The 13,397-nt window shown below is 71.1% G+C and carries 12 protein-coding genes and 1 pseudogene; 3 read left to right on the top strand and 10 right to left on the bottom strand.

Going from position 1 to position 13,397, the window contains the following annotated elements:
- Positions 1-3: 3 nt before the first annotated feature.
- Positions 4-771 (bottom strand): enoyl-CoA hydratase/isomerase family protein, encoded by a 768-nt coding sequence (locus JWR81_RS01965; RefSeq protein ID WP_297645916.1) that lies wholly within the window; start codon positions 769-771, stop codon positions 4-6.
- A gap of 132 nt (positions 772-903) precedes the next feature.
- Here JWR81_RS01965 and JWR81_RS01960 point away from each other — a divergent pair, with 132 nt between their 5' ends.
- Complete coding sequence (locus JWR81_RS01960) at positions 904-1,989, top strand: S-(hydroxymethyl)mycothiol dehydrogenase (protein ID WP_297645914.1); 1,086 nt, start codon at positions 904-906, stop codon at positions 1,987-1,989.
- Positions 1,989-2,624: an MBL fold metallo-hydrolase gene (locus tag JWR81_RS01955; protein ID WP_297645912.1), complete on the top strand. Its 636-nt coding sequence runs from the start codon at positions 1,989-1,991 to the stop codon at positions 2,622-2,624. Before JWR81_RS01960 ends, JWR81_RS01955 begins: the two co-directional genes overlap by 1 nt.
- Positions 2,625-2,693: 69 nt before the next feature.
- Here the strand turns inward: JWR81_RS01955 and JWR81_RS01950 are convergent, their stop codons facing one another.
- Positions 2,694-3,824 (bottom strand): MFS transporter, encoded by a 1,131-nt coding sequence (locus tag JWR81_RS01950; protein ID WP_297645910.1) that lies wholly within the window; start codon positions 3,822-3,824, stop codon positions 2,694-2,696.
- Positions 3,821-4,795, bottom strand: a complete 975-nt coding sequence (mtnA, locus tag JWR81_RS01945; protein ID WP_297645918.1) for an S-methyl-5-thioribose-1-phosphate isomerase — start codon at positions 4,793-4,795, stop codon at positions 3,821-3,823. The genes JWR81_RS01950 and mtnA overlap by 4 nt, the downstream gene beginning before the upstream one ends.
- A gap of 134 nt (positions 4,796-4,929) precedes the next feature.
- On the opposite strand from mtnA, the gene JWR81_RS01940 reads away from it, so the two are divergent.
- Entirely contained in the window at positions 4,930-5,928 is a 999-nt protein-coding gene (locus JWR81_RS01940) for a gamma-glutamylcyclotransferase (RefSeq protein ID WP_297645909.1), read from the top strand.
- A gap of 57 nt (positions 5,929-5,985) precedes the next feature.
- Here JWR81_RS01940 and JWR81_RS01935 read toward each other — a convergent pair whose 3' ends face one another.
- From JWR81_RS01935 to JWR81_RS01905, 7 genes and pseudogenes are all read right to left on the bottom strand, one after another.
- Positions 5,986-7,323 (bottom strand): MFS transporter, encoded by a 1,338-nt coding sequence (locus JWR81_RS01935; protein ID WP_297645907.1) that lies wholly within the window; start codon positions 7,321-7,323, stop codon positions 5,986-5,988.
- A gap of 71 nt (positions 7,324-7,394) precedes the next feature.
- Positions 7,395-8,504 carry an amidohydrolase family protein gene (locus JWR81_RS01930; RefSeq protein ID WP_297645905.1) on the bottom strand — a complete coding sequence of 370 codons (1,110 nt, stop codon included), beginning with the start codon at positions 8,502-8,504 and terminating at the stop codon, positions 7,395-7,397.
- Positions 8,505-8,507: 3 nt separating this feature from the next.
- Positions 8,508-10,193 (bottom strand): chaperonin GroEL, encoded by a 1,686-nt coding sequence (groL, locus tag JWR81_RS01925; RefSeq protein ID WP_297645903.1) that lies wholly within the window; start codon positions 10,191-10,193, stop codon positions 8,508-8,510.
- Positions 10,194-10,316: 123 nt separating this feature from the next.
- The gene (gene mimD, locus JWR81_RS01920) at positions 10,317-10,694 is read right to left on the bottom strand and encodes a propane 2-monooxygenase effector subunit MimD (RefSeq protein ID WP_297645901.1); all 378 of its coding nucleotides are present in this window, start codon (positions 10,692-10,694) and stop codon (positions 10,317-10,319) included.
- Entirely contained in the window at positions 10,691-11,878 is a 1,188-nt protein-coding gene (locus JWR81_RS01915) for an aromatic/alkene monooxygenase hydroxylase subunit beta (RefSeq protein ID WP_297645899.1), read from the bottom strand. Before JWR81_RS01915 ends, mimD begins: the two co-directional genes overlap by 4 nt.
- Positions 11,875-12,930 carry a 2Fe-2S iron-sulfur cluster binding domain-containing protein gene (locus JWR81_RS01910; protein ID WP_297645897.1) on the bottom strand — a complete coding sequence of 352 codons (1,056 nt, stop codon included), beginning with the start codon at positions 12,928-12,930 and terminating at the stop codon, positions 11,875-11,877. Before JWR81_RS01910 ends, JWR81_RS01915 begins: the two co-directional genes overlap by 4 nt.
- Before the next feature lie 108 nt (positions 12,931-13,038).
- Positions 13,039-13,397: pseudogene (locus tag JWR81_RS01905) on the bottom strand (methane monooxygenase); the annotation flags it as partial.

Below are 13,397 nucleotides of genomic sequence, written 5' to 3'. Positions count from 1 at the left end.
CCCTCACTTCCCGGTGACGGACTCCAGATAGGCGGCCGTCCAGCCGTCGGTGGCGCGGCGGACCCACAGCGCGGCGGTGGCGTCGTCCTCGTCGGCGTAGCGGTCCATGCGTTCGCGCGCGTCCCGGCGCAGCTGCTGCTTGGTGAACGCGAACGTGTCGGCGGGGACGTCGGCCGCCAGTGCCCGCGCCCGCTCCACCGCCTGGCCGAGCAGGAGCTCGGGGGCCACGACGCCGTCGACGAGCCCGAGCGCGTGCACCTGGGCCACGGCGTACGTCTGCGCGCCGAGCATCAGCCGGCGCGCAGCCACGTCGCCCACCGCGTACCGGACGACCTCCATCGCCGACCGCGGGAACGGCACCCCGACCCGCAGCTCCGGCACTCCGATGCGCCCTTTGCCCTCGGCCATGAGCGTCACGTCCGCGCATGCGGCGAGCACGCAGCCGCCCGCGATCGCGTGCCCGTTGACGGCTGCCACCACCGGTTTGGCCAGGTCGAACACCGCCCGGAACATCGCGTCGAGCGCGGGCAGGAAGCGCCGGGCGTAGGGCTCGCCCTCGGCGACGAACCGCCGCAGGTCGGCCCCTGCGGAGAAGGACCGGCCGGTACCGGTGAGGACGACCGCTCGCGCCGGATCGGCCACCAGCGCCCGGAACTGGGCCGCCACCGCCTCGCACAGCTCGACGTCCATCGCACTGACCGGGCCGTGGGCCAGCCGCACGACCGCAACCTCCCCGTCGTCGCTGCGTTCGATCCCCGCGCGTTCAGTCACGGTTACGGAGAGTACCTCCCACCATACGAAACGGACCGAACCCGACCGGTCGTTCCCGCCATTACATGGCAGGCTTCGCATGAGAGCCGACCGCCGAAGACAGCCGGAACACCAACGACGCTGGAGAGAACCATGCCGCAGAAGGTCCGCGGAGTCGTCGCACACAAGAAGGGCGAGCCCGTCTCCGTCGAGACGATCATCGTCCCCGATCCGGGCCCGGGCGAGGCCGTCGTGACGGTGCAGGCCTGCGGGGTCTGCCACACCGACCTGCACTACCGCGAGGGCGGGATCAACGACGAGTTCCCGTTCCTGCTCGGCCACGAGGCCGCCGGGATCGTCGAGGCGGTCGGCGAGGGCGTCACGGACGTCGCGCCCGGCGACTACGTGATCCTCAACTGGCGCGCCGTCTGCGGCACCTGCCGCGCCTGCCGCCGGGGCGAGCCCTGGTACTGCTTCAACACCCACAACGCCGCGCAGAAGATGACCCTGGAGTCCAGCCAGGAGCTGACCCCGGCCCTGGGCATCGGCGCGTTCGTCGAGAAGACGCTCGTCCACGCCGGCCAGTGCACCAAGGTCAACCCGGCCGCGAAGCCCGAGGCCGCGGGCCTGCTGGGCTGCGGCGTGATGGCCGGCATCGGCGCGGCGATCAACACCGGCGGCGTCGGCCGCGGCGACTCGATCGCCGTCATCGGCTGCGGCGGCGTCGGCGACGCCGCCATCGCGGGCGCCAAGCTCGCCGGCGCCACCACGATCATCGCGATCGACATGGACGACCGGAAGCTGGAGTGGGCCAGGGAGTTCGGGGCCACCCACACCGTCAACGCCAAGCAGCAGGACGTCGTCGAGGCCGTGCGGGCCCTCACCGACGGCAACGGCGCCAATGTCGTCGTCGACGCCGTGGGTCGGCCCGAGACCTTCAAGCAGGCGTTCTACGCCCGCGACCTCGCTGGCACCGCGGTGCTCGTCGGCGTGCCGACGCCCGACATGACCATCGACCTGCCGCTGATCGACGTGTTCGGCCGCGGCGGCGCCACCAAGTCGTCCTGGTACGGCGACTGCCTGCCCAGCCGCGACTTCCCGATGCTCATCGACCAGTTCCTGCTGGGTCGCCTGCCGCTGGACAAGTTCGTCTCCGAGACCATTCCGCTCGACGGCGTCGAGGCCGCGTTCGAGAAGATGCACAAGGGCGAGGTCCTGCGCTCGGTGGTGCTGTTCTGATGCCCCCGACCGGACCGGTCGACCACCTCGTCACGTCCGGCACGTTCTCCCTCGACGGGGGCACGTGGGACGTCGACAACAACGTGTGGATCGTCGGCGACGAGAACGAGGTGATCGTCGTCGATGCGGCGCACGACGCCGACGCCATCGCCGACGCCGTCGCGGGCCGGCGCGTGGTGGCCGTGGTGTGCACCCACGCGCACGACGACCACGTCAACCAGGCCCCGACCCTGTCGGACCGGCTGAACGCACCGATCCTGCTCAACCCGGCGGACAAGGTGCTCTGGGACATGACCTGGCCCGACCGCACGCCCGACGGCGAGCTGTCCGACGGCCAGACGATCACCGTCGGCGGGGTCGAGCTGCAGGTGATCCAGACGCCCGGGCACTCCCCCGGCTCGTCGTGTCTCTATGCGCCCGAGCTGGGCACGGTGTTCACCGGCGACACCCTGTTCCAGGGTGGGCCCGGCGCCACGGGGCGGTCGTACTCGAGCTTCGACACGATCATCGACTCGATCCGCGGCAAGCTGCTCACTCTGCCCGGCGACACCACGGTGCGCACGGGCCACGGCGACTCCACCTCGATCGGCGCGGAGCTCCCGCACCTCGAGGAGTGGATCGCGAAGGGCAGCTGACGGCCCGGCCGCACCTCGCCGCGCGTCGCGTCGCGTCGCGCAAGCACGCCGGCGCGCTGCGAGGACGACTCACGTGCTGCGAGGTGGGTGGCTGCCCAGCGCCACCAGCCCCAGCAGCACCGCCGACGTCCCGAACGCCGCCGCGTAGCCGAAGGGCTCCGCCACCGCGCCGAGCCCTACGGCGCCTGCGCCCGTACCGGCGTCGTAGGCGATGTTCCACGCGGCACTCGCCGAGCCGTATCGCTCGGGGCCCGCCGCGGCGAACAGCGCCGTCAGCGCGTCGTTCTGGACGAGGCCGAACCCCAGCCCGACCACGACAGCTCCCACCACGACGCTCGGGCCGGACCCGACGACGACCTCGACCGTCATGCCCACCGCCGCCACCAGCACCCCGGGCCGCAGCAGCCGCCCGCCCCAGCCGCGGCGGTCCACCAGCTCCCCCGCCACCAGCCGACCCGTCAGCCCGCCCGCGGCGGTACCGAGCAGCGCGAGCGCGACGACCGTGCCGGCGTCGGGCACGGCCAGCGGTAGGAACGTGATGAGCCCGCCCTGGGCGATGGCGCAGACGAGCATCGCGAGCACCGGCCACCACGCAGGCGGCCCGGACCGGGGTGCGGACGCCGTCTCGGGGCGTTCCCCACGGGGAGGCACCCGGACGATCGTCGCGATGAGCGCACCGAGCAGCGGCAGCACCCCGGCGACGACGAACACGACGGTGAACCCGAGCCGCTCCGCCGCGGCCACCCCGGCCGAGAGCAGCACGAACTGCGGCAGCCCGACCGCGAGCCCGTACCGCGCCGACGCCCGTCCGAGCTGAGCGGGCGGCACGAGCTCCGCCACCAACGCGCTGCCGGCCACCGTCACCAGCCCGAACCCGACGCCGCGCACGACCGACACCGCGAGCACCGGAGCGAGGTCCGGCGAGAGCGCGAGCAACGGGGCCGGGGCACCGAGCAGCAGCGCGCCGATGCCCAGGACCCAGCGGTGCCCGATGCGCGCGAGCAGCCACGGCACCGCGAGCTGGGTCGTGACGGTGACGAGCATCAGCACGCCGGTGGTGGTCCCGGCCCCGAACGCGCCCGAGCCCCCGCGCGCCACCCACAGCGGGACGACGGGCAGCAACAGCGCGTACCCGCCGAAGGCGAGCACCGTCGTCACCAGGACGAGACGGAACGACGTGGACGTCAGCGGCGACGTCACGGGGCGGGCCGCCACACCCGCCGCTCGGTGACCACGGCCGTCACGAGGTCGGCGGGGGTCACGTCGAAGGCGGGGTTCCAGGCCTCGCTCGCCGCGGGTGCCGTCCGCGTCCCGCCGACCACGAGCACCTCCTCGGCGGCACGCTCCTCCACCACGATCGCGCCGCCGTCGGGGGTGGCGGGGTCGACGGTCGACTCCGGGCAGGCCACGAGGAACGGGATGCCCGCCCGGGCCGCGGCGAGTGCGAGCGGGTAGGTGCCGATCTTGTTGGCGGTGTCGCCGTTGGCCGCCACCCGGTCGGCGCCGACCACCACCGCGTCCACGAGCCCGCGCGCGATGATCGACGGACCCGCCCCGTCCACGACGACGCGGTGCGGCACGCCCGTCTCGGTCAGCTCGACGGCGGTGATCCGCGAGCCCTGCAGCAGCGGGCGGGTCTCGTCGGCCACGACGTACGCGACGCGCCCGGCCTCGTGCAGCGACCGCACCACGCCCAGCGCCGTGCCCCACTCGACGCACGCGAGGGCGCCGGCGTTGCAGTGGGTGTGCAGCCGCAGCGGGCCGGGTCCGCACAGCTCGGCGAGCAGGTCGGCGCCCCGGGCACCGATCGCCCGGCACGCGGCGATGTCCTCGTCGCGTACGGCGAGGGCGGCGGCGAGGACCGCGTCGGGGCCTCCGGGCAGGGCCGCCCGGGCCCGCCGGACCCCGACCGCCAGGTTCACCGCCGTGGGACGCGCGGCGGCGAGGCGGTCGATCGCGGCGTAGAGGGCGGGTCCGGTCAGCGTCCGGACGGCCAGCGCCACACCCAGGGCGCCGGCCACACCGAGAGCGGGCGCTCCCCGGACCACGAGCCTGCGGATCGCGTCCACCAGCTCGTCCACGGACGCGGCGGGGACCACCCGCACCTGCGGCAGCGCGGTCTGGTCGACCATCACGATCCGGCCGTCCACCCAGTCGATCGTCCGTGGCAGCACGCGTCGACAGTAATGGCGTGTCCACCGTGAGCCGGACGCGCCGGGCCGGGGCCCGCTCGCACTCTCGGAGCAGGACCGTTCGTGTCGGGCTGCACGGGCATCGCGGCCGGGCCCCGGGTTAGCGTGGCGCGGTGCCCTGGCCCGACGCCGACTTCCCCGCCGATCCCTATCCGGGCACCGTCCCTCCGGGGTCGTACGTGCACGTCGACGGGGTGGCCCACGAGCTGGGAGCCGACCTCGACGACCTGCTCACGGCCCACGGCGCCGCCCCCGCCGCCGCGCGCGTGCCGACGCTGGCCTACGGCTCCAACCGCTGTCCGTCGAAGATCACGTGGCTGCGCGAGGAGCTGGGGCTCGGACCCGGCCCGGTGGTCGTGCTGCGGGTCCGCACCACCGGGGTCGCCGCGGTGTGGGCCGCGGGCCTGCGGCTGCGGGACGGCCAGCGCCCCGCGGTGCTGGCGGCGGCGCCCGGCGTCACCGAGGAGCACGCCGTCTGGCTCGCGACACCGGACCAGGTCGCGGTGCTGGACCGCTGCGAGGGCCGCGACGAGCGCTTCCGGCTGGCCCGCCTGCACACCGGTGAGATCCGTACCGACCACGGCACGTTGATCGCGAGCCCGTGGTGCTACCTCGGCCACTCCACGGCCCGGCGTCCGCTGCTGGTCGACGGACGCCCGGTGCGCTGCGCCGACGTCCCGCAGGCGGTGGCCCACGACCTCGTCGGGGAGGCCGCCGAGACCGACGGCCTCGACGCCGGAACGGTGGTCGGCGCCCCGCACCCCGACGAGTGGCCCGCGGCTCTGTTCACCTACGGCCTGTTGCGGCCCGGGCAGCCGTCGTGGCACCTCCTGGCTCCCCACGCCGCCGGCACGCCGCGCCCCGCGACCGTCCCCGGCACGGTGCTGGACACCGGCAGGGGCTACCCGGCATGGCTGCCCGACCGGCCCGGATCGACGCCCGGGGTGGTGGTGCCGCTGCACGACCCGGCCGCCGTCCTCCCGGCGCTCGACGCCTACGAGGGGCCCGGGTACCGCCGCGTCCGCGTGGTCGTCCCGGCCGACGGCACGGTCTGCTGGGCCTACGCCTGGCGCTACCCCGTGATCACGAGCGCACGCCCTCCGAACCGGTGATGCCGAAGTACCGCCCGTGGGGAACGGCGTCGCGGCCGGCGACCGGATCGTCCGGCCTCAGGGGCCGCTCGACGCGAGCACCGAGGGCGCCGAGCCGGGCAGCGGCTTCCGCGCGCTCTCCCGGACCTTCACCACCGCGACCATGGAGATCAGGGCGGCCACGGCCACGTAGACACCCGGGATGGCGTTGTTCCCGGTGGCGGTGACGAGGAACGCGAGGATCGCCGGCGCGGTGCCGCCGAACAGCGACGTCGAGATGTTGTAGCCGATGGAGAACCCCCCGTACCGGACGTCGGTCTCGAACAGCGCGGGCAGCGTCGCGGACATCGTGCCCAGCAGCATGACGAGCAGCAGGGCGAGGATGGCGAGGCCACCGACGGTGCCGCCGACCGTGCCGGTGTCCAGCAGCAGGAACGCCGGGTAGGACAGGAGGATGAAGCCGACGCAGGACGTCACGATGAGCGGTCTCCGGCCGATGCGGTCCGAGAGCGCCCCCACCGGGATGATCACGATCATGATCACGAGCATCATGCCCAGGATGTAGAGCAGCGCGGTCGTGGAATCGAGCCTGAGCGTGGTCTGCAGGTACGTGGGCATGTAGAACAGCACCGTGTAGACCGCGACGTTGTAGAACAGCACCAGGCCGATGCAGACGAGGATCGGCCGCCAGTGCCGGGTGATCACCTCGCGCAGCGGCGAGTCCGACACCTCCGCCTTCTGCTCGAGCGCGAGGAACGCCGGGGTGTCCTCCAGCTTGGAGCGCAGGTAGAGCCCGACCAGGCCCAGCGGGCCGGCGATGAGGAACGGGATGCGCCAGCCCCAGGCGGCCATGGCGTCCGCGGACAGGCCGAACTCGAGGGCCGTCACCAGCGCGGCCGCCAGCACGAACCCGCCGGTGGTGCCGAACTCCAGGAAGCTGCAGTAGAAGCCGCGCTTCTTGTCCGGGGCGTACTCCGCGATGAACGCGGCGGCGCCGCCGTACTCACCACCCGTCGCGAAGCCCTGGATCAGCCGGACCAGCACGAGCAGGGCCGGTGCCAGGTACCCGACGACCGAGAACGTCGGCAGCAGGCCCAGGACGAAGCTGGCCCCCGACATCGTCACGATCGTGAGCGCCAGCACCTTCTTGCGCCCGATCCGGTCACCGAGCGGGCCGAGGACGATGCCCCCGAACGGCCGGACGAGGTACGCCACGGCGAAGGTCGCCAGCGTGAAGAACACGCCGGCACCGGAAGCACCGCCCGGGAAGAAGCTGGCGGCGATGTAGACGGTGACGTAGCTGTAGATGCCGTAGTCGAACCACTCGACGAGGTTTCCCATCGCCGAGGCGCCGACCGCCTTGCGCACCGTGGGTTCGTCGATCACGGTCGGTTGCGCCGTGTCTGGCCTCGTCATGTGTAAGGGACCTCCTCGATTAGCGGACGAGGCTAGGTACCTCCGAATGGCCCTGCAACCGGGAGCAGCGGCTATGCGCCCGCGGCAGCCACCGTGGTGGTCGTCTGCCGGGCGTCGGGGATGCGGTAGAGCCGCGCCGCGTTGCCCCCCAGCACCGCGCGTACCGCATCGGCGCCGAACCGCGGGTAGCGGCGCCCCAGGCCCGGCGGGAAGCGGTAGCGGGCGAGCTCCTCCACGAGCCTGCCCGGCCGCATCATCGGGTAGCCGCTGCCGAACAGCAGCCGCTCGGGCCCGAACGCGGCCAGGAGCGAGCCGAATGCGTGGGCGAAGTCGAGCGACTCCGTCCACGGCAGGATCTCGGTCAGCATGACGTGGACGTTGGGCAGCGCCGCGAGCCGGCACAGCTGCTCGGTGCGCAGGCAGCCCGCCCCGAGCACGAACCGGATGTCGGGCAGCGCCCGGGCGAGGTCGCGGAACTCACGGGCGTCGAACCCCGGAGGCGCCACGCGCGCGGCGGCACCCGCCCGTACCGGCTGTGCGGAGCCCGCCCGCACCGGCTCCGCCCACCGCGGCACCTTCGGCCGCCGCTCGCGGACCACCAGCACGGGCTCGTCGTCCTCGCGGCGCCACGGGGCCGGGCGGGTGGAGGGCCCCACTCCGATGTGGACGACGTCGGCGCCGGCCTGCCCGCACCGCGCCAGCACGCGGCGCAGCCACGGGTCGGCGAGCTGCAGCCACCCGGCGGGCCTGCGCCGCTCGCACAGCGTCAGGCCGCGCAGGTCGAACCGGCGCACGCGGGGGGTGAGTCCGCGTGCGCCGGGCTGACCACCGCCCGGATCGAGCTCGCCGCTGAGCACGAACCGGTCGGGCATCCAGCCCGCCATCTCCGCATGCCACTCGAGCGGGGAGAAGCCCAGCACGAACAGGTCACCGAGCACCACGGGCTGCAGGACGGCGCGGTCCACGTACCCGCCGCCGAACACATCCCGGTTGAGGGTCTGCTCGGTGACGCGCTCGACCTCGTGCGGCGGCACCGCGGAGCCGTCCAGCTCGCGGTGCCGGCGCAGGAGATCCAGCGCGTAGACCTCGCCGTCGGGGATCGCCTGGTTGTGCGGGCTGGCGTCCCAGATGTGCACCTGGGCGTCGACGACCAGGCAGCTTTCGCCCCCGACGGTGTACACGGCTTAGCCGACCGAGGGCCCCAGGCCCATGGACTGGGGGGTGCTCGAGTCGGGAGACGGCTGCGGGATGCCGTCGTCGAGGGGGCCGTACTCCGTCATGAGCGCCTTGTTCCACGGAGTCTGCTCCTCGGCCACCAGGGAGTTGGTGGTGAGGATCAGGCCGGCCACGGAGGCGCCGTTCTGCAGGGCGGAGCGCACGACCCGCAGGGGGTCGATGATGCCCATCTCGACCATGTTGCCGAAGCGGCCCTCGAGGGCGTCGAAGCCCTCGTCCACGCCCAGCGCGCTGACCTGCTTGACCACGTCGTGGCCGTCGTAGCCGGCGTTGGTGGCGATCAGGAACACCGGCTCGGTGAGCGCGGCCCGGACGATCTCCACGCCGATCCGGTAGTCGCCCGAGACGTCCAGCTTGTTCAACGCCTGCTCGGAGTGCAGCAGGGCCGAACCACCGCCGGCGACGATGCCCTCGGCCATCGCGGCGCGCGTGGCCTGCAGGGAGTCGTCGACGCGGTGCCGGATCTCCTTGAGCTCGGCGTTGGTCGGGGCACCGACCGAGATGATCGCGGCCTTGCCCGACAGCCGGGCGATGCGATCGTTGAGCCAGTCCTCGTCGGTACCGATGCTGGCGCGGTGCATCTCGGCGCGCAGCTGGGCGAGCCGGTTGTCCACGGCCTCCTTCGCACCGCCGCCGCCGATGATCGCGGTGTTCTCGTTGGTGGCCCGCACCTGCGAGGCGCGGCCGAGGTGCTCGAGGGTGACCTGCTCCAGCGAGAACGACGACGCCTTGGAGTGCACCTTCGCCCCGGTGAGCGCCGCGATGTCCTCGAGCATGTGCACGCGCTTCTCGCCGAAGCCGGGCGCCTGGATCGCGGTGACCTTGAGGTGGCCGTTGACGTGGTTGTGCACCAGCATCTGCAGCGCGCTGCCCTCGACCTTCTCGGCGATGATCACTAGCGGCCGCGGGTCGCGCATGACCCGCTCCAGCATCGGCATCAGCGAGCGGACATCGGTGATCTTCTCCGACGACAGCAGCAGGTAGGGGTCGTCGAGGATCGCCATCATGCTGCCCGGGTCGGTGACCAGGTAGGGCGAGACGTAGCCGTTGTCGAACTCGAAGTCCTCGACGAAGTTGACCTGCAGGCCGAGCACCGGGCCGTCGTCGACCGAGATGACGCCGTCGTCGCCGACGGTGTGCAGGGTCTGGGCCACGATGCGGCCGATGGACTCGTCGTCGTTGGCGGAGATGGCGGCGACGCGGGAGAGGTCCTCCACGCTGTCGACGGGGTGCGCCACGGTGGAGAGGTGCTCGACGATCGCGGCCACCGCGACGTCGATGCCGCGCTTGACCAGCACGGGGTTCCCACCGGACGTGATGGCCTTCGTGCCCTCGCGGACGATGGCCTGCGCCATGACCGTGGCGGTGGTGGTGCCGTCACCGACGGTGTCGTTCGTCTTGATCGCAGCTTCCTTGAGGATCTGCGCACCCATGTTCTCGAACGGGTCCTTCAGGTAGATCTCCTTGGCGATGGTCACACCGTCGTTCGTGACCTCCGGCGTCCCGGTGATCTTCTCCAGGATGACGTTGCGGCCCTTCGGACCGAGCGTCGACTTGACCGCTTCGGCCAGTTGGTCGACACCTGCCTTCAGCAGATCGCGAGCTTCCTGTCCGAACTTGAGTTCCTTGGCCACGGGGCCCTCCTGGAGAAATCGGGTCGTGCTCTGCGCGGGGTAGAACGACGGGTGACACGCACCGGGTCGCTACCCACCGCCGGATTGCGGGGGTAGCGACCCGGGAACTGCGGGATCGTGCGACTACTTGGCGACCTCGGGAGGCAGCATGTCGCCGATGAACTCGGCGGCCTCCTCCAGATTCCCGAACATGACGGTCCGGTCATCCATGTGGATCATTTTCCCGTAGTGGGTGGACATGTTCTCCTCGAACTCGGAGGCGTCGTAGAAGCCCTCCTCCTCGCCGAGTGCCTCGGAGATCTCGTCATAGACGAAGTCCATCCGGCCCACACAGTCCACACGGATCATCGACGGCAGGTGGGTGATGGTGACGTTCTCCTGCCGGTCCATCACCTCGGCCACGACGACGCCGACCTGGTTGTTCATCAGGGTCACGCCGGCCATGTTCGACGCCGTGTTGTTCGCCTTGAACGGGCTCTCGGTGGTCTTGAAACTGGTCACTGCGACAGCTCCTTCGGGGGCTCCAGTCCGAGTTCGGTCACGATGCCGGCGAACCGGCTCTTGGCACGATCGAGGGCGTCCTCGAAGCGGGGCGGCTTGTGGTCGGCCTGCGACCACAGGGGCTGCATCGTGCGTGCTGCCTCGATGCACTGCGCCGTCCACTTGGACAGCCAGCCCTGCATGAGCTCCTTGTTGTGCTCGGCGAACTCGCGGTCCTGCGTGAGCGGACCGAAGCACGCGGTGGTCCAGCGCAGGTCGCGCTGCGAGTAGTCGTACTCGCCGGCGCCGATGACGGTCGGCGTCACGAAGTCGCCGTTGCCGGCCGCGGCCTGCTGCACGAGGTTCGATCGGAACAGCTCGCCGAGCAGCGGCTCGAACACCACGTTGGCGGCGAAGGCCATCTCGCCCCAGTCGTCGTCGACCGCGGTGAGCGCCTCGACGACCTTGCGGACGCCCTGCCACTCGGGGTCGTTGTTCCACGCGTCGACGTGGGCCGACCCGTCGAAGCCCTCGATCTCCTCCGACAGCGTCAGGTTGTAGAGGGCGAGGTCCTGCGCGAACCTGATCTTGTGCATGCTGTTCACGACCATGGCCGTGTTGTGCATGTTGGTCGGGCAGGAGCGGTTGATCGCCGCGAACACGTAGAGGCCGAGGATGTGCTCGATGTGCATCCAGGCGCCGACGTTGCGCTCGACGAACGTCTTCCAGTTCGGGGTCCAGTTGTCGAACGCCTTGGCCTGCCGGGCGTTCTCGATGTTCTGGGTGGTCTGGCGGACGACGTTCGCGTTGTAGCGGTAGAACGTCATCTCCCATTCCTCGTTGGGGTCCCGGAACTCGTGCCAGCCGTGGGCCGGCCAGTCGGCGACGTGCTGCCCGCCGGAACCCGGTCCACGCTGCGGCTCGGGCTTGTCGACGCCCCACGCCTTCAGCTTGGTCCAGGTCAGCGGGTATCCCGCCGTGCCGTCGGCGAAGCCGTAGATCCACCCCTGTGACAGGTAGTGGCGAGGGTCCGGCTGGACGTCGACCGTGACGTCCTCGTAGTGGGTCTGCTTGCGCTTGGCCGGCTTGTAGTAGTTGTACCGGCGTGCGCTGGCACCGGAGTCGGGGAACTCCTGGGCGCCCGCTTCCGCGTCCGTGAACATTGGCTTCGGAACATTGCGTTCCGGCCGTTGAGTGGTCGTCATTGGCCGTCCTCGCCTTCTTGTTCACCGGTGGTGGTGAACTTGTCGTAGAAGATGAACTGCTCGGGCACTCCGAGTTCTGTGAGCAACGGGATCGCCGCATCCACCATGGGCGGCGGCCCGCAGACGTAGGCCTCCTTCCCCTTCAGGTCGGGCTCACACCGCTTGACGACATCGGTGATCAGACCGACCTCGCCGTCCCACTCGTCGCCGTCCGCGGGCTCGGAGAGCGCCGGGACGTACCGGAAGCTGGGGAGACGTTCCTCCAGCTCCCGGAGCTCCTTCTCGAAACACAGGTCCCGCTGCTGGCGGGCCCCGTAGTAGAAGACTGCCGGCCGCTCGACGCCTCGATCCGCCATCGATCGGAGAAGGCCCAGTACCGGGGCCAGACCGGCCCCGCCACCGACGAACACGAGCGGTGATGTGCGGCTCTCCCGCAGCGTGAAGGTGCCGAAGGGGCCCTCCACGTCGAGCCGGTCACCGACTGCCACCTTCGTGGCGAGGAACTCGGAGAACAGGCCGTCGGGGTAGACCTTGATGACGAACTCGAAGTGGCCTTCACGGCCCGGCGTGTTCGCCATGGAGAACGAGCGGCTCTCCTCTGTACCCGGCACAATGATGTCGAGGTACTGGCCAGGGAAGAACTTGATCTCCTCGGGCTCGATCAGCTTCAGGACCAGGTGACGCATGTCGTGCGTGACCGATTCGTTCGAGACGACCTCGGCCACACCCCTCTTCAGCGGCAGGCCGGACCGGATGATCTCCTCGTCGTAGTTGAGGAGTTCGATCACCAGGTCCTCGTAGGCGTGCGCTCGGCACAGGAGAGTGGAACCCTCCTCCTTCTCGTAGTCCGGGAGCGCGAAGGTCGAGTACGAGTCGTACTCGATGTCCTCACCCTCGAGGACGAAGGACTTGCAAGCCGCGCACTGGCCTTCCTTGCAGCCGTGCATGAGCTGGACGCCCTGCTCGGCCGCCGCGCGAAGGATGTTCTGATCCTCGTCGACCTCGATCTCGATGCCGACGGGTTCGAACCGCACGATGTGCTTTTCACCCATGTGTTGTGCCTTTCACCGGTCGAACCTGTTGTGCAGTGCTGAGTCCGGCCTGGCAGGGAGCGGGCCGACGGTGGTTCCGCCGGCCCACCCCCCTCACCTGACCCGCGCTCAGGCGCTCGCGGGTGCCGGACGTCCGGCGGGGCCCTGCTTGTTGTAATCAGCGAGGAACGCGGCCTTACCGGCGGCGTCGAGCTCGTTGATGATCACATTGGGGCTACCACACGGCGGGCAACGGCGAAGGTGGTCCAGCGTCCACATCTTCTTGGGATCCAGGTCGAGGTGGGGCTGAGCCGTCATCGTCTTGCCGTCGTCACGAACGAAGCCCATGTCGGAGACGACATCGGCCCAGTTCCAGCCGTGGTAGAGCGTCTCCCACTCGCGGTGCCCGACCAGGCGGCCCATGTTCGGGGTCTCGCGACCCTGGTACGTGGGGCGGAAGGCCTCGACATCGGTCCAGCGGCAGACCT

The sequence above is a fragment of the Pseudonocardia sp. genome, assembly GCF_025965585.1.
In the GTDB taxonomy this organism is placed as follows: Bacteria; Actinomycetota; Actinomycetes; order Mycobacteriales; family Pseudonocardiaceae; genus Pseudonocardia.
This window is presented reverse-complemented; position numbering and strand designations above follow the sequence as displayed.

Coding starts and splice junctions, on each gene's coding strand:
- JWR81_RS01960 (WP_297645914.1), top strand. CDS start 904: ATGCCGCAGAAGGTCCGCGGAGTCGTCGCACACAAGAAGGGCGAGCCC.
- JWR81_RS01955 (WP_297645912.1), top strand. CDS start 1,989: ATGCCCCCGACCGGACCGGTCGACCACCTCGTCACGTCCGGCACGTTC.
- JWR81_RS01935 (WP_297645907.1), bottom strand. CDS start 7,323: ATGACGAGGCCAGACACGGCGCAACCGACCGTGATCGACGAACCCACG.
- JWR81_RS01915 (WP_297645899.1), bottom strand. CDS start 11,878: ATGACGACCACTCAACGGCCGGAACGCAATGTTCCGAAGCCAATGTTC.
- JWR81_RS01910 (WP_297645897.1), bottom strand. CDS start 12,930: ATGGGTGAAAAGCACATCGTGCGGTTCGAACCCGTCGGCATCGAGATC.